Genomic DNA, 21,674 nt, shown 5'->3' with positions numbered 1-21,674 from the left:
AGCGACAGCGCCACCGGGCGATTTGCCGGATGGCGCTTAGACTAACCGTTCTTCCAGTTGAATCGCATCATCCAGTTTACGGGACAGCATGGCATGACGCAGCAGAACACCGCCGCACGCGATCATACCGCCCAACAACGCAGCCAGAATCACGATCAACGCTTTGCCCGGGCCGTCTTTTTTCACTGGCAGCGAAGGCGATAGCTGATATTTAAACGGCATAAATTTCACATCATTGATATTCATCGCGGTCAGTTGCTCTACGTAATACTGGCGATTGCGTATTTCAGCGTTAATTTCCGCAACGTCCGTGACGGACTTTTCAATTTGCAATTTTTGCGCAATACCGTCGGCGCCCAGAGAAATAGAGAAATCCGGGTCGTCTTTTACCGCCTGACCATTACTGTAGACCGGCTTCTTAATCCCGGCGGCGTTGGCAATCTCCAGGGAATAATTAAGTCGCTGAATGTTCGCATCAAGCTGGTTGCGCAATCTCACCCGGTCCATCGCCAGTTTTTCTTTCTCAAAATGCGTTCTGGTGTCCAGCTGGTTACGAATATTCTCCAGCGTCTCTTTCACGACGATGTCCGACACATACTGGATATAGCCGGCCAGCACCTTCTGCGCCTCTTCTTTCGTTGGCGCAGTAAAACTCAATGTCCACGAGGTAAATAACGACGTCTCGTTTTTCTTACCGGCGTTGGTATCCACCGCGTTCATCTTTTCACTGAGCGCAACAATCGCCCGATGCAGTTCCATTTCATCAATATCCGCCCCTTTCAATTGATCCATCACATACGGGGAGGCGCGAAGATATTCATCCAGCAGCGATGTTGAGCTGAACTTCTTAATGAAAAGCGTAAAGACGGCGTCTCGCTGCAAATTAATGTCGAGGTTCAGCACACGCAATGTGGTCAGCGTTTTTTCCAGTTCCTGCCACTGTACGGCCTCTGCCGGGGTGACAATCGCCCGACTGGTCCATTTCTGCGGCAGAATAAAGGACAGCAGAATACCTGCCAGCGCAAACGCAAAAACAGTCGCAATAATGCGATTTTTCGCCCGCCATAAAACATCAACAAGGCTTAACAAATCAATTTCATTACTGTTTGACGGCGCTAACGGATAGCCAGTAAATTCCGAATCTTTTTCCTGCTTAACATTGAGTGATGACATGTTGTGTAACCTGACATTGAGTCCAATGAATAAAAACATCCTTTCTAATATTCTAACAGCATCTCAGAATTATCCGAAACGTTCTTTGCCTGTTCCCACAGGTAGCATGCAACTTTCGGAATTTCACTAACCGTCTGATTATGTTTCACTTATGTTAAATCAATGCTGAAGACAAATAAAAAGCCCATAATAATTGGTAGCTATTATGGGCATCAGTAGAATTAAATTTTTAAAGGCGTCAGAACGCTTCGCTTACTGGTCGAGCAATGCGCGAATAATCGGCCCGATATTCTCAAACGCGGCAGGTGAAATAATATCGACGTGGGCGCAATCCTGGCGATAGATATCCAGTTCTGCCATCCACGGCGCCCAGCTGCGTTCAGGACTGATTCCTTCCGGCAGGGTGCGCTCCGCGACAAACAGCGTCGCGCATCCATCGAACGGTACGCTATGCGCGGTTGTCAGAAGCCGCACGGCATCGGCGTAGTTTCCTTCGATGGTGCTGAATAACTCCCCGGAGGCATTTCCCTGTTGCGCAGCAAGGAACGCTTCGCGTTCACGCGCGATCTCCGCTAACACTTCAGGGTCCAGACCATTGGCCTCTTTTTCCTGCCAGTTTTGCGTTTCCGGCGGCCAGGTATCCAGCAGCCCGAGGAAGGCAACCGTTTCGCCACGCGCACGCAAGCGCGCCGCGATGCCCTGGGCCAGCGTTCCGCCCAGCGAATACCCCAGCAGGTAGTAAGGCCCGTGCGGCTGCTGCGCCAGCAGCGTTTCCAGATGACGCTCGCACACCTCATCCAGATTCGCAGCCGTTTGCATCGGTCCATCAGGCCCTGGAGACTGAATCCCCGTAATTGACCAGTGTGGGCTGAGATAACGAGCCAGCACGCTAAACTGCCAGGCAAAACCGGACGCCGGATGGAAGCAGAATAACGTTGGTCCACTGCTTTCACGCAGCGGCAGGAGCGTTTCAAAGCCCAGACGCTGAGACTGCTCGTCATCGGCGGAATCCAGCAACGCGCTAAGCTGACCAACGGTTGACGCCACCATCACCTGCCCCGGCGTCACCTGACGCCCGGACGCGCGACTCAACTGCGCGGCGAGTTTCATCGCCAGTAACGAATGCCCGCCCAGCGCAAAGAAGTCGGCCTCCACATCATTGACCTCGCAACCCAGCAGGCCGGCAAAGGCGTCAGCCACCGTTTTTTCCGTCCCTGGCAATGGCGCGCGCCCCGGCGTACGTTGCGTCAGTTGCGGCATCGGCAGCGCTTTACGATCCAGTTTCCCGTTTGCGCTGAGCGGCAGTTCCGCAAGCTGTAGCAGAACCACAGGCACCATATGCGGCGGTAATGTCTCGCGTAACCGTTCCTGAAGCGCCGGAATATCCAGCGGTAAGCCGGATTGTGACACCAGATAGCCTACCAGTTGGCGGGCATCGCCTCCTGTCGCGGCCGCCTGGTTAAACACGCAGGCGTGAGCCACGGCGTGCTCGACGTCCGGCAGCGTTTGCATAACCCGATCAATCTCGCCCAGTTCAATGCGCTGACCACGAATTTTTAGCTGATCGTCGCTGCGGCCAAGGTACTCTACCGCGCCATTTTCCAGCCAGCGCGCCACGTCTCCGGTGCGATACATGCGTTCGCCCGGCATAAACGGATCGGCAATAAAGCGACTCGCCGTCAGATCCGGGCGCCCCAGGTACCCCTGCGCCAGCTGGATGCCGGTCAGGTATAAATCACCCGCGGTGCCCGGCGGCACCGGACGCATCATCGCATCAAGAATGCGCAGCCCGGTATTCCAGACCGGATAGCCAATCGGCACACTGTTTCCGGTGACATCCGCCAGTTCTTTGCCGCAGGCGGGATACCAGCTGACATCCACCGCCGCTTCCGTCGGCCCGTACAGATTGTGCAGCGGCGCGCCGGTCAACTGTTCCCACTCGCGGCACAGCCCGGTGGGCAGCGCCTCGCCACTACAAAATACGCGCTGTAGCGTAGCGCAGCTTTCATGAGCAGATTCAGGGGTGAGCGAGGCGACGAACGCCGCCAGCATTGACGGGACAAAGTGGGTGGTGGTCACACCATACTTCGCAAAGAAATGCTGCATGGCAATCGGATCGCGGTGCGCGTCCGGCTCCGCCATCACCAGCTTCGCCCCGGCAATAAACGGCCAGAAGAACTCCCACACCGAAACATCGAAACTGCACGGCGTTTTTTGTGCGACCACATCCTCTGCCGTTAACGGATAGTGATCCTGCATCCACAGCAGGCGATTCACGATCGCGGTTTGCCCGACCATTACCCCTTTCGGCCTGCCGGTCGAACCGGATGTAAAGATGATGTATGCCGTATGGTGCGGCAACGACAACGCCAGCGATTCAGCCCCGCTCGTCGGCAGCAGCGCGTTGTAGCACAGGCTTTCTACGCCGGGGATATCGTTAAATCGCGGCAGTTGTTCTGCGGTTGTGATCAGTAATTTCGGCTGCGCGTCTTCGAGCATCATTCGCAGACGATCGTCTGGATACCCCGTATCTAACGGCAGCCAGGCGGCTCCGGCCTCCACAATGCCGTGCAGCGCCAGCGTCAGGAAAACCGAGCGCGGCAACGCTACCGCGACGCCGTCGCCCGGTTTAACGCCACGTTCACGCAGCAGGTGCGCCAGAGCGATCACCTGCTCGCGCATCTCCTGATAACTGAGCTGATAGCGCGCATCAGCCAGCGCGGGCGCGTCCGGCGTTTTGCGTGTCTGTTCGTCAACCAGCGCGCTGAGCGTCGTGAGCGGTATGCTTACCGCCGTATCATTAATCTGCGCCAGTTGCGCATATTCGGCAGGCAGGAGCATTTCGGCATCGCCGCAGCGCAGCGCCGGATTGTCCGCAAACTGGCGTATCAGCGCCGTCAGCCGTGACGCATGGCAGGATAACGTCGCCTCATCATAGCGCTGTTTGTTGGCTAAGATTTCAATGCTCAAGCCGCCCTCTTCATCCGGGAACAGCGCCAGTTCAAGATCGTTAACCGGGCCGGTCGCCAGCGTATGAGTTTGCGCCTGTACACCGGGAATATCCAGTTGATAATCAAAGACCTTCACGTTCAGTACCGGGCCAAACAGCGGCTCTTCACCCGCCGCGCGGCCGCTGTCGCGAACGATCTGTTCGGCGTCATAACGCTGATGGCGACGCATTTTTTTCATCTGCCCGGCAAGACGCGTCGCCAGTTCCGGCAGCGTTTCCGCCGCATTAATGCTTACCCCTAACGGCAGGACGTTCAGTACCGGGCCGGTCGCCGTTAACGCCGCCGATCCCATACGCCGCATGAATATAAATCCGGCGGCATAGTCCATCCGACCGCACAGGCGGCCCAGCCATAGCGCCACCAGCGCCAGCGCTAAATCCGCACGCTGAATATCAGACATACGTGCCGCCAGCTGACGGAAAACACCGTCGGGCACATCCAGTTTCATACGCAAAATATCGGCGCTGGCCGCCCGCCCGGGAAGCGGCGCAGCCGACAGCGAAGCGGGAGGCGGCAACTGGCGACGCTGCTCCGCCCAGAAGGCGCCATCGCGTTGATAAGCCTCACTATCACGGTAACGCTGATACTCCTCCACCACGTCAGCAAATGGCGTAAACGGCGAGTCGGGCGTCGGGGCGTTACACTGCCAGGCGCGGTAAATCGCCGCGATCTGACGGGTTATCGCCGGGAAACTGAAGCCATCCACCAGTAGATGGTGATAACGCTGATACCAGTACCAACGGGTATCATCGACCTGAATCAACTGGTGGAACGCCAGCGGTTTGCCGCCATCAACGCGTAAATTTTGTCGCAGATCGGCCTGCATCCGCGCCAGCGCCGCCGCATGCGGATCGGGCTCGTCACGCAGATCGATAAGCTCGGGTTGTGCAAACGTTAATGCCGGGTCCACCCACTGCCAGACCTCGCCGTTATCTTCAGTAAATCGCATACGGAGGGTATCCGCTTGCGCCATACCGGTTACAACCGCCTGCGCCAGCAGAGGGGCATTCAGCGTGCCGTGTAATTCCACATAGTGCGCCACGCTCCAGGCGGAAGGCAGCGTAGAGAGTTTTTCCGCCATCCAGATCCCTGGCTGGGCGGCCACTAACGGTAAACGCGTGGTCATTGAGCCTCCTGCGCAGCGGCGTAATGGGCGGGAGTTAGCGTGGTCCAGTGCGCATCCAGCCACTGCTGGCAAAGCGCCTGCGATTGCGGTTCGCACACCACCTGCCAGCCCGCAGGGAGAGAACACTGCTGTGGCCAGAGGCTAAATTGACGCTGCGGGTTTTGCAGAATGTAAAATTGTCCCTGCGGGTTATCGAAGGGATTACTGAATTCCATACTCAACTCCTGTCGTGGAAAATCGCCAGCTACAGCGTGTCGGTTAACGGTTGCCAGAGGGTCATCAACCCCTGCATTAATCCGCCACGCCAGCAAAGCGCATCATGTCCGCCGTCAACCTGACGCCAGAAAACCGACTGCTGCGTAGTGTGTAGTTGGCTGTAAAGCGCCTGATTCGCCCGGAAAATAAGCGGCTCTCTGATACCGGCCTCCAGCACGATGCGCAATCCTCTGGCGGTCAATGTGCCCGCCTTCAGTTGTTCAATAATCTCGCCTTCCCGATCTGCGCCGCGCTGCGGCCACCAGAACGATCCCGACTGGCTCAGTACGCAGCCAAAGCGCTCAGGCCAGTTCAGACCGGCATACAGCGAGGAGAGCCCGCCAAAACTCTGCCCGGCGACGACCGTCCTTTTTGCACAATCGCTGAATGGCGCAACGGTTTTCACCAGCGGCAGGAGTTCTTGTTGTACCGCCAGCCAGAAATCGGCATTGCAGGGCAGTTCACGGCTACGGTGGGGGGTATCAATGGCATCAATCAGCAGGTAGACCGCAGGAGGGAGCTGACGCCGCCGGGTCAGTGAGGTGAGCGCGGGCCAGACGGGCATGCTTTCCGCCCAAAACTGCCCGTCGAGCAGAATCGCTAGCGGACGTTCAGGCCGGGCGTCGCCGGTCGTGAACACCCACACGCGACGCGTATTGCCCAGCCGCTCGCTGCGCCATTGCAAACATACCGGGGGAGCTGACGGATTTTCAGGCTTATCCCAGCCGGGTTGCACTGGCGCGTCTGGCATTTCCAGCGCGGAAACCGCATGGCCCCGCCCCCCCTTCCAGCTCACCGGGTTAAGAGGATCGGCAATCGCCTGCGGCAATAACTGACGCCAGCCTTCACGCAGCGTGGTTCTGTCAGGCGTTTCATCTACTGCCAGAGAAGCAAAAATATCATCGCGTTCAGAAGGGATGAAACAGTAACTGCCACGCCAGTCGGCGCTTAATGTCGTGCTCCATCGCCAGACATCCGTGCCCGCAATACGCTGCATGGATTGCGGAACCGCATTCTGGTGATGGTCGGTGACGCCCGTAATGTAGACCCATACGCGGCGAATTGAAGAGCGGCTTTCCGTTCCCTGCGGATCGCGCCACCAGAAAGTCACCCGATATTTTTCGTCTGTTTCACGCTCCCATTCGGGACCGTGTTTTGACTGCCACCAGGTCTCACTTCCTGTCGTTAACGCCGTCACCGTCATAACCTCATGTTTATTGTGTAATTTTTTATTTAATGATGAAATATATTGATAATATTATTGATAACTATTTTCATTTGCAATAGCGTATTGTCGCGCCGTGGGAAGCGCGAACATTATTTCACCACCCAGGCTGGGTCCCTCATTCGTGCATTGACGCCACGTTCAAATGAGAAACACAACCTGAAACCTGCACTGCGTGCTTTTTCTGGAATGTATGGCTTTCGCAGATGCGGGCGACATCAGGCTAAACACCTCACCACGAGAGTTTGGCGCATGTGGCTAAATAAAGATAAGCAGGAAATACAATGAACAATAAGATTCATTCCCTGGCCTTACTGGTCAATCTGGGAATTTATGGGGTCGCTCTGCCTGTTATGGCGGAGGAGACCACTGATAGCGCAGCGCTTCATGAAGACACCATCGTGGTCACCGCCGCCCAGCAGAACCTCCAGGCACCGGGCGTATCGACCATTACCGCCGACGAAATCCGTAAAAATCCTCCCGCTCGCGACGTTGCCGAAATCATCCGCACCATGCCGGGCGTGAACCTGACCGGTAACTCAACCAGCGGCCAGCGCGGCAACAACCGCCAGATCGACATTCGCGGCATGGGCCCGGAGAACACCCTGATTCTGATCGACGGCAAACCGGTGACCAGCCGCAACTCCATCCGTCTGGGCTGGCGCGGCGAGCGTGACACCCGTGGCGATACCGGTTGGGTGCCGCCAGAGATGATCGAACGCATTGATGTGATTCGTGGCCCTGCGGCAGCACGTTACGGCAACGGCGCAGCGGGCGGCGTGGTAAACATCATCACCAAGAAATTCGACGATCAGTGGCATGGTTCGTGGAACACCTATCTGAATGCGCCGGAACACAAAGACGAAGGTTCCACCAAGCGCACCAACTTTAGCCTGAGCGGCCCGCTGGGCGGCGAATTCAGCTTCCGCATGTACGGCAACCTGGATAAAACTCAGGCCGACGCCTGGGACATCAACCAGGGCCACCAGTCTGAGCGTACCGGCGCCTACGCCAACACCCTGCCAGCAGGTCGTGAAGGGGTTGAAAACAAAGATATTAATGGTGTCGTACGTTGGGATTTCGCACCGATGCAGGCGCTGGAGTTTGAAGCAGGCTACAGCCGCCAGAACAACCTTTACGCGGGCGATACCCAAAACACCAATAACGACAATGCCCTGGTGAAGAAAAACTACGGTAAAGAGACTAACCGTATTTATCGCCAGAACTTCGCAGTGACCTGGAACGGCGGCTGGGATAACGGTATCACCACCAGCAACTGGGCACAGTACGAACACACCCGCAACTCGCGTCTGGGCGAAGGGCTGGCGGGCGGTCTCGAAGGGTTGTTCAACAGCGACGAATTCACCGACACCGACCTGGCCGACGTGATGTTGCACAGTGAAATTAACCTGCCGCTTGATTTCATCGTTAATCAAAACCTGACGCTGGGTACTGAGTGGAACCAGCAGCGTATGAAGGATTCCGCCTCGAATACTCAGGCTCAACAGGGCGGAGCCATTCCAGGCATGAGCGACGACCGCAGTCCGTACTCATCCGCAGAAATCTTCTCCCTGTTTGCCGAGAACAACATGGAGATAACTGACAGCACCATGCTGACCCCGGCGCTGCGCTTCGATCACCACACTATCGTCGGCAACAACTGGAGCCCGTCCCTGAACCTGTCGCAGGCGCTGGGCGATGATTTCACCCTGAAGATGGGTATCGCCCGTGCCTATAAAGCACCGAGCCTCTATCAGACCAACCCGAACTACCTGCTGTACAGCAAAGGCCAGGGTTGCTATGCAAGCTCCGATGGCGTCGGTTGCTACATGATGGGTAACGATGACCTGAAAGCGGAAACCAGCGTCAACAAAGAGATTGGTCTTGAGTGGAAACACGACGGCTGGCAGGCCGGTGTGACCTGGTTCCGTAACGACTACCGCGATAAGATTGAAGCGGGCTATGCGCCAGTCGGCCATACCTCTTCAGGTAAAGTGCAAACCGATATCTACCAGTGGGAAAACGTGCCGAAGGCCGTGGTAGAAGGTCTGGAAGGATCGTTGAATATTCCGGTCAGCGATGCGATAAACTGGACCAACAACATTACCTACATGCTACAGAGCAAGAACAAAACAACCGGCGATCGTCTGTCGATCATCCCGGAGTACACGCTGAACTCAACCCTGAGCTGGCAGGTACATCAGGATGTGTCAGTGCAGTCAACCTTCACCTGGTACGGCAAGCAGCAGCCGAAGAAATACAACTATAAGGGCCAGCCTGCTACCGGCTCTGAGAAAGATGAAGTCAGCCCGTACAGCATTGTCGGCCTGAGCGCGACCTGGGACGTAACCAAAAACGTCAGCCTGACCGGCGGCGTGGATAACGTCTTCGACAAGCGTCAATGGCGTGCGGGGAATGCCCAGACCACGGGTAACGACGCGACCGGCGCTTATATGTACGGTGCAGGTGCTTACACCTACAACGAACCGGGTCGTACATGGTACATGGGCGTTAACACACGCTTCTGATAACGACCGCCCTCTCCCTGAACGGGGAGAGGGTTTTTATGAGAAACCATGCGAACCACTTACACCCCCCTCTCTTTTTCCCGCCACAAACTTCATCTTATCGGGTTCGATATCGATAGCTTCCACGAACACGATCTGCTCTGGTTGCCGCATCACGCGCAGCTGCTTCCCGCCGGGCGAAAACGTCAGGCTGAACATTTAGCGGGACGTCTCGCCGCGTTTCATGCTCTGACTGAATATGGGCACAAAACCGTACCCGCTATCGGCGATAAACGGCAACCCTTGTGGCCGGAAGGCCTGTTCGGCAGTATCAGCCACAGCGCCGCCACGGCGCTGGCAGTCGTCTCCCTCACTCCGGTAGGGGTTGATATCGAAGCAATCTTCACGCCTCAAACGGCGGCAGAACTCACCAGCAGTATCGTCGATAACGATGAACAACGCGTTTTACAGCGCAGTCCTTTCCCTTTTCCGCTCGCGTTAACCCTGGCGTTTTCCGCCAAAGAGAGCGTCTATAAAGCGTTCTCCGATCGCGCGGCAACGTTACCGGGTTTTGCCAGCGCCAGGATCGTTTCAGTGACGAAAACACATCTAACCATGCAAATGACGTCGGCGTTTTCGTCGCAGCTTGCTGATTGCACAGTGGATATTTCGTGGCGTGAGTACGACGGTCAGGTCATTACGCTCTGCGCGTCCGCCCTGTAGAATTTGCCCGCAGCCATTGCTGACTGCGGAGCACAAGCATTGCCATAAAAGCGTATTTCGTCAGCATATATCGCCTCCATGCGAAGAAGAGACTAACAAGCCGAATTGTCGTGTTCGGGTTGTTAGCCTCAAGGTTGACGGAACTATTTTCAGAAAACGTGAGATCCGCTTACATTCCCGGGAACAACACCCCGTTGCCAGGCGCTTCACGATCCAGATGAATAAAGTTCAGATGACGTTCATACTGATCGAGAATGTCCGTAATCACCTGCTCTTTGCTGTAATCCATCAGGTCATTTCCCTGGCTTCCTTCCAGCAGGAACGTTTCCAGCCGGTAATAGCTCGACTTGCCGCTGCGCGCCCGGTAGGTAAAGCCGGGGATTGCGTACTGCTGCGGCCAGATCTGATAGATAAAGTTGCGCTCATCGCCCATGTGAACCCGCAGATCCAGATGACCAAGGTTTTCCCCTTCCTGCGGCGGCATACTTTTCAGCTCCACCGATGCGCCGCGCAGTTGCAGCTCATGGGCGACCTCTTCCATTGCCGGGAAACATACCTTCTCCATCATTTCGCGGGTATAGCGCGTTCCCGGGTAGTTCATCAGGCGCGACAGTCGTTTTTTCCAGCTCAGCCGGTCCTGCACGCCCATCGGACGCGGTGCGGTATGACGACTGGCGCTTTCCCGACGATAATCTTCAACTTTCAATGACTTATACAATCCCGCCATAATGAAGAAGATCACAAAACTAAACGGCAGCCCCATGATCACCGTCGTGTTTTGCAGCGCTGAAATCCCATTGGTCATCAGCATCCCCAGCGTCAGCAGGCCAATCGCTACCGACCAGAAAACACGCAGCCAGGCTGGCGCATCGCTGTTGATGTCTTTCAGTTTTGAGGTGAAATTGCCCAGCACCAGCGCACCGGAGTCCGCCGATGTCACGTAGAACAACAGACCGGTGATTGTGGCGACAGACGCGCTGAAGGTGAAGGCCGGATACTGCGCCAGCAGGCTATAAAAGCCGCGCTCAGGGTGCGCCATCGCTTCCTCGGCAAAACCGGCATCGCCATGAATGATTTCATACAGCGCGCTATTGCCAAACACCGACAGCCACAGCAGGGTGAAAGTGAACGGGATAATCAACGTACCGAAGACAAACTGGCGAATGGTGCGGCCACGCGAAATACGCGCCAGGAACAGCCCGACAAACGGCGACCACGCAACCCACCACGCCCAGAAAAAGAGCGTCCAGTTGTTCATCCACTCAACCGGCCTGTCGAACGCAAAGCTGTTCAACGTCATCCCCATAAAGCGGTTAACGTAGTCGCCCACATTCAGCACCAGCGCATTGAGCAGGAATGAGGTGTCCCCCATAAACAGCACAAAGAGGATCAACCCCAGCGCCAGCAGCACATTCAGCTCCGACAGAACCCGAATGCCTTTGTCCACGCCAGAAGTCACCGAGATCGTGGCGATCACCACCGACAGCACAATCAGCGCCGCTTTGGCCGCCATTGAATCCGGGATATCAAACAGCACGCTCAGACCGTAATTGAGCTGCACCACACCAATCCCCAGCGTCGTGGCGATACCAAAGATGGTGCCGATAACTGCGGCAATATCCACGCTATGCCCAATCGGCCCGTTGATGCGCTTACCGAAGATCGGATAGAGCGCTGAGCGAATGGTCAGCGGCAGGTTATAGCGATAGCTAAAGTAGCCAAGCGCCATCCCCATTAACGCATACATCGACCAACCGGTCAGGCCGTAGTGAAACAGCGTCCAGACCATCGACTGGCGGGCGGCTTCAATAGTCTGCCCTGCGCCTTCCGGCGGCTGCATATATTGGGTGACGGGCTCAGCCACCGAGAAGAACATCAGGTCGATGCCAATCCCGGCGGCGAAAAGCATTGCCGCCCAGCTTAGCAGACTAAATTCCGGCTTTGACTGCTCAGGCCCGAGCTTGACGGAACCGAAACGCGAGCAGGCAATGAATATGACAAAAACGATATAGAGCGTGGCGGCCAGCAGATAGTACCAGCCAAACGTTCTGGAGACCCAGTTCAGCGTGCGGCCGATCCAGACTGCGGAGAAATCACTAAAAAAAATGGTCGTCAGGGAAAACAACAAAATCAGTCCGGCAGACGTATAAAACACAACGGGATTGATTTTGTCCTTTTCTCTGTTCTGAGCAAGGTTCGTCATCGATTACCTCTGATTAAGTAACGGTGACTACTCTGTCGAGCAGCTAACTTTTTGAGATTCTGTAAGGCGATGGAATTTTTAACAGATTTGCAAAAATAGCCTTATTAACAGAAATGATGATATTTTCAATCTATTGTTTTTATTAATTTTATCTAATATCCCATTACATTCCCCTTACCTGTTAACCGCTAAATTGATAACAATTAAGACACATTTTATATTGAACGTCCAATCAAAAAACGGTTTAATACATAACCATAACTGATGACTGGAGCGATAAAAATGCCCAAAGTGGGGATGCAAACCCTTCGTCGCAGGCAACTGATTGACGCCACCCTGGAGGCCATTAATGAAGTCGGGATGCATGACGCGACCATTGCGCAAATAGCCCGACGAGCAGGCGTGTCGACCGGCATCATCAGTCACTATTTCAAGGATAAAAATGGATTGCTGGAAGCGACGATGCGCGACATCACCAGCCAGCTTCGCTATGCCGTCCTGCGTCGGTTGCATGCCCTTCCAGAGGCCAGCGCAGAATTGCGTTTGCGCGCCATCGTAGCGGGCAACTTTGACGACAGTCAGATAAGCCAGGCCGCGATGAAAGCCTGGCTCGCATTCTGGGCAAGCAGCATGCATCAGCCGATGCTCTACCGCCTGCAACAGGTCGCCAGCAAGCGGCTGCTGTCGAACATTGTGTATGAATTCAGGCGCGAACTTCCGCGCCAGCAGGCTCAACAGGCCGGTTATGGCCTGGCGGCGCTTATCGATGGACTGTGGCTACGCGCCGCGCTGAGCGGAAAACCGTTTAATCTCAGTCTCGCTCAGGCGCTGACCACCCATTTCATCAGTCAGCATTTGCCGAACGCCACTGACTAACCGAGGAGAACTCATGCCCCGAATGGCAGAACAACAGCTTTATATTGACGGCGCATATACTGCCGCCACCAGCGGTCGCACCTTTGAGACGATCAACCCCGCTAACGGCGAGGTACTGGCTACCGTACAGGCCGCAGGCCGCGACGATGTCGATCGCGCCGTGAAAAGCGCGCAGCGCGGGCAAAAAATGTGGGCCGCGATGAGCGCAATGGCGCGCTCGCGAATCCTGCGTCGGGCAGTTGATATTCTGCGTGAACGCAATGACGAGCTGGCGCAACTGGAAACGCTCGATACCGGTAAACCACTGAGCGAAACCGCCAGCGTGGACATCGTCACCGGCGCAGACGTGCTTGAGTATTACGCCGGGCTGATCCCAGCCCTGGAAGGCAGCCAGATCCCGCTACGCGAGACGTCATTCGTCTACACCCGTCGCGAGCCGCTGGGCGTGGTGGCCGGGATCGGCGCATGGAACTACCCCATTCAAATCGCCCTGTGGAAATCCGCTCCGGCGCTGGCGGCAGGCAATGCCATGATCTTCAAACCCAGTGAAGTCACGCCGCTAACCGCGTTAAAACTGGCAGAAATCTACAGCGAAGCCGGTCTCCCGGACGGCGTATTCAACGTGCTGCCAGGCACCGGTGCGGAAACAGGGCAGTTCCTGACGGAACATCCTGATATCGCCAAAATCTCCTTCACCGGCGGCGTCGCCAGCGGCAAGAAAGTGATGGCCAATTCAGCGGCTTCATCGCTGAAAGAGGTGACGATGGAGCTGGGCGGCAAATCACCGCTGATTATCTTTGACGACGCGGACCCCGACCTCGCGGCGGATATCGCCATGATGGCGAACTTCTTCAGCTCCGGCCAGGTCTGCACCAACGGCACGCGCGTATTCATTCCGGCGCACATGAAAAGCGCCTTCGAGCAAAAAATTCTGGCGCGCGTAAGCCGCATTCGCGCAGGCGATCTGTCTGACCCGGCAACCAATTTTGGCCCACTGGTGAGCTTCCCCCATCGCGACAACGTTCTGCGCTATATCGCCAGCGGAAAAGCGGAAGGCGCAACGCTGCTTTGCGGCGGCGACGTATTAAAAGGCGAGGCGTTTGATAACGGCGCCTGGGTCGCCCCCACCGTATTCACCGACTGCCGGGATGAGATGACCATCGTACGCGAAGAAATTTTCGGCCCGGTAATGTCCATTCTGACCTACGAAAACGAAGAAGAGGCGATCCGCCGCGCCAATAACACCGATTACGGACTGGCCGCCGGGGTAGTGACAGCCGATCTCAACCGCGCTCATCGCGCAATCCACCAGCTTGAAGCGGGGATCTGCTGGATCAATACCTGGGGGGAATCTCCTGCTGAAATGCCGGTCGGCGGCTACAAGCATTCCGGTATTGGTCGCGAGAACGGCATCATGACGCTGCAAAGCTACACCCAGGTGAAGTCCATCCAGGTTGAGATGGGTCAGTTTCAATCCATATTTTAACCAGGAGGTTTGTTTGCATTTTGACTACATCATTATTGGCGCCGGTTCGGCGGGCAACGTACTGGCAACACGGCTGACCGAAGACAGCGACACCACCGTGTTGCTGCTGGAAGCGGGCGGCCCGGACTACCGTGCGGATTTCCGCACCCAGATGCCTGCTGCGTTGGCGTTTCCGCTACAGGGTAAACGTTATAACTGGGCGTATGAGACCGAACCGGAGCCGCATATGAACTACCGCCGCATGGAGTGCGGCCGTGGTAAAGGGCTGGGCGGCTCATCGCTGATTAACGGCATGTGTTACATTCGCGGCAACGCGATGGATCTCGACAACTGGGCGCAGGAGCCAGGCCTCGAACACTGGAGTTACCTCAACTGCCTGCCCTATTACCGCAAGGCGGAAACCCGTGATATCGGCCCCAACGACTACCACGGCGGCGACGGCCCGGTAAGCGTCGCCACGCCAAAGCACAATAACAACCCACTGTTCCATGCGATGATAGAAGCAGGCGTCCAGGCGGGATATCCACGTACCGACGACCTCAACGGCTATCAGCAGGAGGGGTTTGGGCCGATGGACAGAACCGTGACGCCGCAAGGACGACGCGCCAGTACGGCACGCGGGTATCTCGATCAGGCCAAAGGTCGGCCGAATCTGACCATCATCACCCATGCGCTGACCGACCATATTCTATTCGAAGGTAAAAAAGCGTCAGGCGTTGAGTGGCTGGAAGGCGACAGCACCATCCCGACCCGGGCGATGGCGCGTAAAGAGGTGTTGCTGTGCGCGGGCGCCATTGCGTCGCCGCAAATCCTGCAACGCTCCGGCGTGGGTGACGCATCGCTACTGAAAGCGTTTGATATTCCGTTGGTGCACCACCTGCCGGGCGTGGGTGAAAACTTGCAGGACCATCTGGAGATGTATCTACAGTATGAGTGCAAAGAACCCGTCTCTCTCTACCCGGCGTTGCAATGGTGGAACCAGCCGAAAATTGGCGCTGAGTGGTTATTTGGCGGCACCGGCGTGGGCGCCAGCAACCATTTTGAGGCAGGTGGATTTATCCGCAGCAGCGAAGCGTTTAGCTGGCCGAATATTCAGTATCACTTCCTGCCAGTGGCGATTAATTACAACGGCTCGAATGCGGTGAAAGAACACGGTTTTCAGTGTCATGTCGGTTCGATGCGCTCACCCAGCCGTGGGCATGTGCACATTAAATCGCGCGATCCGCGCGAGCATCCGGCTATCCTGTTTAACTATATGTCTACCGGGCAGGACTGGCAGGAGTTCCGCGATGCCATACGCATCACGCGTGAAATCATCAACCAGCCTGCGCTGGACAAATACCGTGGACGCGAAATCAGCCCTGGCATTACGTGCCAGACCGACAAACAGCTGGATGCGTTTGTGCGCGACCACGCGGAGACCGCGTTTCATCCTTGCGGCACCTGCAAGATGGGTTACGACGAAATGGCGGTAGTCGACGGCGAAGGCCGGGTTCACGGCGTGGAAAATCTGCGCGTGGTGGACGCCTCCATTATGCCGCAAATTATCACCGGCAACCTGAACGCCACCACCATTATGATCGGCGAGAAGATGGCCGATGCGATTCGTGGCCGCGAACCGCTGGCAAAGAGCACCGCGAGCTATTACGTCGCAGGTGATGCGCCCGTGCGTCAGCCGCCGCTGCGTTAATCCCGCCTCTTTTTCCCGCTCTGCTGCTGAGCGGGAAAAGACCACGCCCCCCTCCTCCTCCCTGACATCTATACTCAACGCAACGCCCTGACAAAAGAGAACGTTATGCCGCTACCCGATTTTCACGTTTCCGAACCGTTTACGCTGGGAATTGAGCTGGAAATGCAGGTGGTCAATCCGCCAGGTTACGATTTAAGCCAGGACTCTTCCACCCTGATTGACGCCGTCAAATCCCAACTCACCGCCGGAGAAGTGAAGCACGATATCACCGAAAGCATGCTTGAGATGGCGACGGGAGTCTGCCGCAACATTGACCAGGCGGCGGCGCAGTTCTCCGCCATGCAGCAGGTGATTTTGCAGGCTGCCGCAGACCATCATCTTGAAATCTGCGGCGGGGGTACACACCCTTTTCAAAAGTGGCAGCGCCAGGAGGTGTGCGACAATGCGCGCTACCAGCGTACGCTGGAAAACTTCGGTTATCTGATTCAGCAGGCGACGGTATTTGGTCAGCACGTCCATATTGGATGCGCGAACGGTGATGACGCTATCTACCTCCTGCATGGTCTGTCGCGCTTTGTTCCTCACTTTATTGCGCTGGCGGCGGCATCGCCGTATATGCAAGGGTCAGATACCCGTTTTTCCAGCGCCCGGCTGAATATCTTCTCAAGCTTTCCTGATAACGGTCCGATGCCGTGGGCCAGCAACTGGCAGGAATGTGAAGGGCTGTTCCGCCGCCTCGCGTACACCAGCATGATCGACAGCATCAAAGATCTGCACTGGGATATCCGTCCCAGCCCTCACTTCGGCACGGTAGAAGTTCGGGTAATGGATACGCCTCTGACCCTTGCTCATGCAGTCAATATCGCGGGGCTGATTCAGGCGACGGCCCACTGGCTGCTGACCGAGCGCCCGTTCAGGCATCAGGAGCGGGATTATCTGCTGTACAAATTCAACCGCTTTCAGGCCTGTTGGTATGGTCTGGAGGGAACATTGACCGATGTCCACACCGGCGACCATCACCTGCTGTCTGATGACACACTGCGCCTGCTGGAGAATGTCGCCTCCTCCGCAGATAACGTCGGCGCCGCCAGCGCCATTAACGCTCTGCGCCTACAGGTGAAAAACGGGCTGAATGAAGCGCGGCAGATGCGGGAGTTTGTGACGGATGGCGGTTCGCTGATTGGGCTGGTGAAAAAACATTGCGAGATCTGGGCGGGTCAGTAGACGACGATTTGCGTTACCCGGCGATATCCCGGACAATGGCTTTTTAACTCAAGTTTAACAATGCCATGAAACACCCGCTTGAATCGTTGATGACCGCTGCCGGCATCCTGCTGATGGCTTTTCTCTCCTGCCTGCTGCTGCCTGTGCCCTCGCCGGGCATAGTGCTGGCGCAAAAGCTGGTTGCGACCTTCCATTTAATGGATCTCAACCAGCTTTACACCCTGCTGTTTTGCCTGTGGTTTTTAACGCTTGGCGCTCTCGAATATTTCGTGATCCGCTTTATCTGGCGTCGCTGGTTTTCGCTGGCTGACTAAGCCGGTGAAATCCCGCATACCGTGAACCAGCGCTTCACACCACGCGGCATAATCGTGCCCGCTTGACCACGGATGGAAACTCACCGGATAGCCTTTTTCACGTAGTACCTGCGCAAATTCCAGCGTGTTGCGATAAATACCGCCGTCCGGGCCTTTGGTTTCAAAGCGGCCAGCCTGCAACCAGAAGCGGACAGGATAACGCGGCGAATTCTGGTACTGACGCGTCAGCCAGCTGGCCTCCTCGTCTTTTGGCGCCCACCAGTACGAACCGGATAAACTCAGCACGTTGCCGAACAGACGCGGATAGCGCAACGCGACCCAGGATGACGCCAGCCCGCCATAGCTGGAGCCCGCCAGCACCGTTTTTTGTCGTTGCGTTGTTATCCCCTGCTGACGCAGCCAGGGCAATAATTCATGCGCCATAAAGTCGGCAAAATCAGGGTTCGGCGGCAGCTCTTTCGCCCGTCTGGCGTGATCGAGCGTATCAATAAACACCACGTTTATCGGCGGCAGTTGATGGCGCGCGATCAGCCCATCCAGCACGCGATCGATATGATAATCATCAAGATACGTTTTGCCGTCAAACAGCATCAGCGTCCAGCGTGCCGGTTGCGCGCTGTGTGGGCGATAAATCGCAATTTCACGACTGTTGCCCAGACGTTCGCTGAACAATGTTTTGCGCGTAAGCGAACCGTAACGAACAGGCTGCGCGGTAGCTTGCGCAGAGCAAAAGCGCGCGGGACTCAGATCGAGAAGGGAAAACTGATTCCAGCGATCGGCATACTTCTCGCCAAGCGTCAGCGGGTTAAGCGGATCTCTCTGCGCGCTGACCAGAATCGCCCGCCGCTGATCGCGCGGCGAACCGTTCACCAACGGAACATCCGGCGCCAGTTTGTACTGCATTACCGTATCCGCAGGCACCACATAGCTGCGGAACCAGACGTCGGAATCGCCCAGGCGGAACAGGGGATCGTGATCGCCTGCCGGAGAACCGAGAATAAAAACGTTCTGCTTCGCACCGCGCCACAGAAACGTAACCCGCTTATGGCTGTCGTCAACCGGCTCCACCAGCGGCGTGCCGTTGCGCTGTAGATCCTGCCAGAAATGAGCGGTTCCGGCGCCTGCCGCCAGCGCTTTTTCCAGTTGCTGCAAGGTTGGGCTGACGGGAGCGACGCGCTGTATTTTCGGCAGCGGCGTGGTCTCTTTCATCTGCCATGTAAACCGCCAGCGAGCGCCCTCATTACCGTGCAACACCAGCGAGGTGGCCTGTTGTACCGGCAAAGAAAACAACAGCTGATGCTCGCCATCGGCCGGGCCGCCTTCCAGTAAAGTACGGATGCGACGGTTCTGGCCGTCCAGCAAACGAGCATCGGTAATCCCCGACAGGGTGGCCGAAACATAATTTTCACTCAGCGCGGGAAGCACAAAGCAGATCTCGCCGCTGGCATCAAATTTCCCCTCCTGCTCTCCCTGAACGGAGGGCGTCGAACACGGCATCGCCTGAGCCGACATCGTCCCCAGCCCAATCACCAAACCACTCCATGCCATCTTCATTAACGGTGCTTTCCTGATGAAATTTGTTAACAACGCTAATGCAAATGGTAATGATTTGCAATAACATCTGTCGCGTTTAATGAGGATGGCAGTCCGGCATTTGTCTGACAGGACGACCGGACAATTTCAGGTATGGCATAGAAAAGGATGCTAAATGATATTTAAAAATAACAAGATAATGCAGCTCTGGGTTCTCAGCCTGGCGACCGTCAGTACGACGACGTTTGCCAAAACGCAGGAGGAGACCATTCTGGTGACGCAAGGCGTCAGCCAGGAACCCACTGCGCCGGTGAAGGGAATGGTGGCGACCAAAACCCTGTCGGCAACCAAAACCTCCGCAGAGCTGGTGAAAACGCCGCAGTCCGTCTCCGTCGTTACCCGCGACCAGATGGACGCGCTGGACGCCACCTCCGTCTCCCAGGCGCTGCGCTACACCGCCGGGGCATTTACGGAGTATCGCGGCTCATCCAACCGTAACGATGAAGTGTTTGTACGCGGCTTCAGCTACGTTCCTAAATTCCTTGATGGTCTGAGCTTTGGCGCAACGGCGTCATCGCAAACCGGCACCGTTGATCCGTGGCTGCTGGAGCGGGTAGAGCTGGTACGCGGCCCGGCTTCGGTTCTGTTTGGCCAGGTGAACCCCGGCGGGCTTATCAGCATGACCAGCAAACGCCCCACCAGCGAACCGATTCATAAGGTTCAGTTCAGCACCGGTAATCGCGATCTGGCGGAAGGCGCATTTGATTTCGGCGGCCCGCTGAGCGATGACGGCCGGGTACTGTATCGCCTGAACGGGATCGCCCGCACTCAACATAACCAAGTTGAAGACTATAAAGATTCGCGCGTCGCGATTGCTCCGGCTATCACCTGGTATCCAAACGATCAGACCCGTTTCACGCTGCTGACCAGCTACCAGAAAGATCCCGATGCGGGCTACCGTAACTTCCTGCCTGCTTATGGCACCGTCACCAGCGCTAACGGAAAATATATTCCGCTCGATTTTAACGTCAGCGATCCTGATTACGATCAGTCGTGGCGTGAGCAGACGATGGTGGGTTATGAGTTTGAACATCAGTTCAATGACATGATGACCTTCCGCCAGAATGCCCGCTATGCCAGCATCAAGCAAAAATACCGCTATCTGGTTTACTTCAACAGCAAACCGGAAAGCACGCTGCTCAGCCGTCGCGCCCAGCATGAGGAGCGCACGACCAATGAGTTTGGCATTGATAACCAACTGGAAGCACAGTTTGCGACCGCGCAGATGAACCATACGCTGCTCGGCGGGCTGGATTACAAGTCCAGCAACGACAAGCAACTGTTAATGCGCGGTTCCGGCTCGCAGTACGATATGGACTGGACGCACCCGGTTTATGGCGTAAACGTCGATGAAAGCACCTTCAGCACCGCCAGCCACGAACAGCAAAACCTCGATCAGATGGGCCTCTATTTGCAGGATCAGATGAGCTGGAACAACTGGGAGCTGCTGCTCTCCGGGCGCTATGACTGGACGGAAGTTCGCACCACCGATTACATCGACAGTGAGAAAACGCAGCAGAACGACAACAAGTTCACCTGGCGTACCGGCTTGCTGTATGCCTTTGATTTCGGCCTCTCGCCATACATCAGCTACAGCACCTCGTATGAGCCTAATCTGCAAACCAACCGCGCGCCGGGCAGCGCGCCGTTTAAACCCACCACCGGTAAACAAACCGAAGTGGGCGTGAAGTATCAGCCGGTGGATAACACGCTGATGTCGCTGGCGTTATACGATCTCAAACAGAGCAATGTGTCCACTTACAACAGCACGCTGGGCTGGTTCGAAAACGCAGGGGAAGTGCGTTCCAAAGGCGTGGAAGCGGAAATTCACTCTTCACTGTGGGATAGCGTCAACCTGATTGGCTCGTATACCTACACGGATGCGGAAACCGTCAACACCACGGTAGCGGGTACGGAAGGGAAAACCCCTGCCCGTATTCCTGCTCACATGGCTTCCGCCTTCGCCAGTTATACCTTCCCCGGCGGCCCGCTGAAAAGCCTGACGACCGGCGTGGGCGTGCGCTACATCGGCACCAGCTACGGCGATGCGAAAAACACCTTTAAAGTGCCGGCGGTGGATCTGTATGACGCGATGGTGAGCTACGAACTGGGAGAACTGAACAGCAGCCTGAAAGGCGCAGCCGTACAGTTTAATGTCAATAATATCGCCGATACGAAATACGTGGCCTCTTGCGCCAGCGACACCGCCTGCTTCTATGGCGTAGGTCGTACGGTTACGGCAACAGTGAGCTATTCCTGGTAAGAAAG

Annotated in this window: 14 protein-coding genes; 8 read left to right on the top strand and 6 right to left on the bottom strand. The window is 56.2% G+C overall.

The genetic code is table 11. From position 1 onward, the window contains the following. Nucleotides 1-36 precede the first annotated feature (36 nt). The 4 genes from wzz(fepE) to fes all read right to left on the bottom strand — a co-directional run bounded on the left by wzz(fepE) (nucleotide 37) and on the right by fes (nucleotide 6,769). A complete protein-coding gene (gene wzz(fepE), locus OGX81_RS05035; protein ID WP_047458238.1) occupies nucleotides 37-1,173 on the bottom strand; it encodes an LPS O-antigen length regulator Wzz(fepE) in 1,137 nt (378 codons plus the stop codon). A 252-nt stretch (nucleotides 1,174-1,425) separates the two neighbouring features. Next, nucleotides 1,426-5,310, bottom strand: coding sequence for an enterobactin non-ribosomal peptide synthetase EntF (entF, locus tag OGX81_RS05030; RefSeq protein WP_104868941.1), 3,885 nt, complete (start codon nucleotides 5,308-5,310; stop codon nucleotides 1,426-1,428). After that, the gene (locus tag OGX81_RS05025; protein WP_058668745.1) at nucleotides 5,307-5,525 is read right to left on the bottom strand and encodes an MbtH family protein; all 219 of its coding nucleotides are present in this window, start codon (nucleotides 5,523-5,525) and stop codon (nucleotides 5,307-5,309) included. The genes entF and OGX81_RS05025 overlap by 4 nt, the downstream gene beginning before the upstream one ends. Nucleotides 5,526-5,554: 29 nt before the next feature. Then, on the bottom strand, nucleotides 5,555-6,769 hold the full coding sequence (gene fes / locus OGX81_RS05020) for an enterochelin esterase (protein WP_104868942.1): 1,215 nt from the start codon (nucleotides 6,767-6,769) through the stop codon (nucleotides 5,555-5,557). Between the two features lie 305 nt (nucleotides 6,770-7,074). Here fes and OGX81_RS05015 point away from each other — a divergent pair, with 305 nt between their 5' ends. Then, nucleotides 7,075-9,318, top strand: coding sequence for a TonB-dependent siderophore receptor (locus OGX81_RS05015; protein WP_012133407.1), 2,244 nt, complete (start codon nucleotides 7,075-7,077; stop codon nucleotides 9,316-9,318). Nucleotides 9,319-9,366: 48 nt separating this feature from the next. Next, a complete protein-coding gene (gene entD / locus OGX81_RS05010) occupies nucleotides 9,367-10,020 on the top strand; it encodes an enterobactin synthase subunit EntD (protein WP_104868943.1) in 654 nt (217 codons plus the stop codon). Nucleotides 10,021-10,189: 169 nt separating this feature from the next. On the opposite strand, the gene OGX81_RS05005 is transcribed toward entD, so the two are convergent. After that, nucleotides 10,190-12,223, bottom strand: coding sequence for a choline transporter (locus tag OGX81_RS05005; protein ID WP_047458253.1), 2,034 nt, complete (start codon nucleotides 12,221-12,223; stop codon nucleotides 10,190-10,192). Between the two features lie 282 nt (nucleotides 12,224-12,505). Between OGX81_RS05005 and betI the strand changes: the two genes are divergently transcribed. From betI to OGX81_RS04980, 5 genes are all read left to right on the top strand, one after another. Next, nucleotides 12,506-13,099, top strand: a complete 594-nt coding sequence (betI, locus tag OGX81_RS05000; protein ID WP_024130562.1) for a transcriptional regulator BetI — start codon at nucleotides 12,506-12,508, stop codon at nucleotides 13,097-13,099. A 13-nt stretch (nucleotides 13,100-13,112) separates the two neighbouring features. Further along, complete coding sequence (gene betB / locus OGX81_RS04995) at nucleotides 13,113-14,585, top strand: betaine-aldehyde dehydrogenase (protein WP_058668742.1); 1,473 nt, start codon at nucleotides 13,113-13,115, stop codon at nucleotides 14,583-14,585. Nucleotides 14,586-14,598: 13 nt separating this feature from the next. Continuing rightward, complete coding sequence (gene betA, locus OGX81_RS04990; protein WP_104868944.1) at nucleotides 14,599-16,275, top strand: choline dehydrogenase; 1,677 nt, start codon at nucleotides 14,599-14,601, stop codon at nucleotides 16,273-16,275. Between the two features lie 105 nt (nucleotides 16,276-16,380). Beyond that, on the top strand, nucleotides 16,381-17,499 hold the full coding sequence (locus OGX81_RS04985; RefSeq protein WP_104868945.1) for a YbdK family carboxylate-amine ligase: 1,119 nt from the start codon (nucleotides 16,381-16,383) through the stop codon (nucleotides 17,497-17,499). A 65-nt stretch (nucleotides 17,500-17,564) separates the two neighbouring features. Then, nucleotides 17,565-17,813, top strand: coding sequence for a DUF1158 domain-containing protein (locus OGX81_RS04980; protein WP_104868946.1), 249 nt, complete (start codon nucleotides 17,565-17,567; stop codon nucleotides 17,811-17,813). On the opposite strand, the gene OGX81_RS04975 is transcribed toward OGX81_RS04980, so the two are convergent. Next, complete coding sequence (locus tag OGX81_RS04975) at nucleotides 17,742-19,367, bottom strand: alpha/beta hydrolase-fold protein (protein ID WP_104868947.1); 1,626 nt, start codon at nucleotides 19,365-19,367, stop codon at nucleotides 17,742-17,744. The two genes, OGX81_RS04980 and OGX81_RS04975, sit on opposite strands and share 72 nt — an antisense overlap. Nucleotides 19,368-19,524: 157 nt before the next feature. Here OGX81_RS04975 and OGX81_RS04970 point away from each other — a divergent pair, with 157 nt between their 5' ends. After that, nucleotides 19,525-21,669: a TonB-dependent siderophore receptor gene (locus OGX81_RS04970; RefSeq protein ID WP_104869155.1), complete on the top strand. Its 2,145-nt coding sequence runs from the start codon at nucleotides 19,525-19,527 to the stop codon at nucleotides 21,667-21,669. Nucleotides 21,670-21,674 lie beyond the last annotated feature (5 nt).

Origin of the sequence: Citrobacter sp. CK206 (assembly GCF_030333125.1) — a bacterium.
Classification (GTDB): domain Bacteria; phylum Pseudomonadota; class Gammaproteobacteria; order Enterobacterales; family Enterobacteriaceae; genus Citrobacter_B; species Citrobacter_B koseri.
Note: the sequence above shows the minus strand (reverse complement) of the source record. Positions and strands in the feature narration are given on the sequence as shown.

What these genes read in the sequence shown, in the direction of transcription:
- entF (WP_104868941.1), bottom strand. Translation starts at nt 5,310, where the DNA reads ATGACCACGCGTTTACCGTTAGTGGCCGCCCAGCCAGGGATCTGGATG.
- OGX81_RS05025 (WP_058668745.1), bottom strand. Translation starts at nt 5,525, where the DNA reads ATGGAATTCAGTAATCCCTTCGATAACCCGCAGGGACAATTTTACATT.
- fes (WP_104868942.1), bottom strand. Translation starts at nt 6,769, where the DNA reads ATGACGGTGACGGCGTTAACGACAGGAAGTGAGACCTGGTGGCAGTCA.
- OGX81_RS05015 (WP_012133407.1), top strand. Translation starts at nt 7,075, where the DNA reads ATGAACAATAAGATTCATTCCCTGGCCTTACTGGTCAATCTGGGAATT.
- entD (WP_104868943.1), top strand. Translation starts at nt 9,367, where the DNA reads ATGCGAACCACTTACACCCCCCTCTCTTTTTCCCGCCACAAACTTCAT.
- OGX81_RS05005 (WP_047458253.1), bottom strand. Translation starts at nt 12,223, where the DNA reads ATGACGAACCTTGCTCAGAACAGAGAAAAGGACAAAATCAATCCCGTT.
- betI (WP_024130562.1), top strand. Translation starts at nt 12,506, where the DNA reads ATGCCCAAAGTGGGGATGCAAACCCTTCGTCGCAGGCAACTGATTGAC.
- betB (WP_058668742.1), top strand. Translation starts at nt 13,113, where the DNA reads ATGCCCCGAATGGCAGAACAACAGCTTTATATTGACGGCGCATATACT.
- OGX81_RS04985 (WP_104868945.1), top strand. Translation starts at nt 16,381, where the DNA reads ATGCCGCTACCCGATTTTCACGTTTCCGAACCGTTTACGCTGGGAATT.
- OGX81_RS04980 (WP_104868946.1), top strand. Translation starts at nt 17,565, where the DNA reads ATGAAACACCCGCTTGAATCGTTGATGACCGCTGCCGGCATCCTGCTG.
- OGX81_RS04975 (WP_104868947.1), bottom strand. Translation starts at nt 19,367, where the DNA reads ATGAAGATGGCATGGAGTGGTTTGGTGATTGGGCTGGGGACGATGTCG.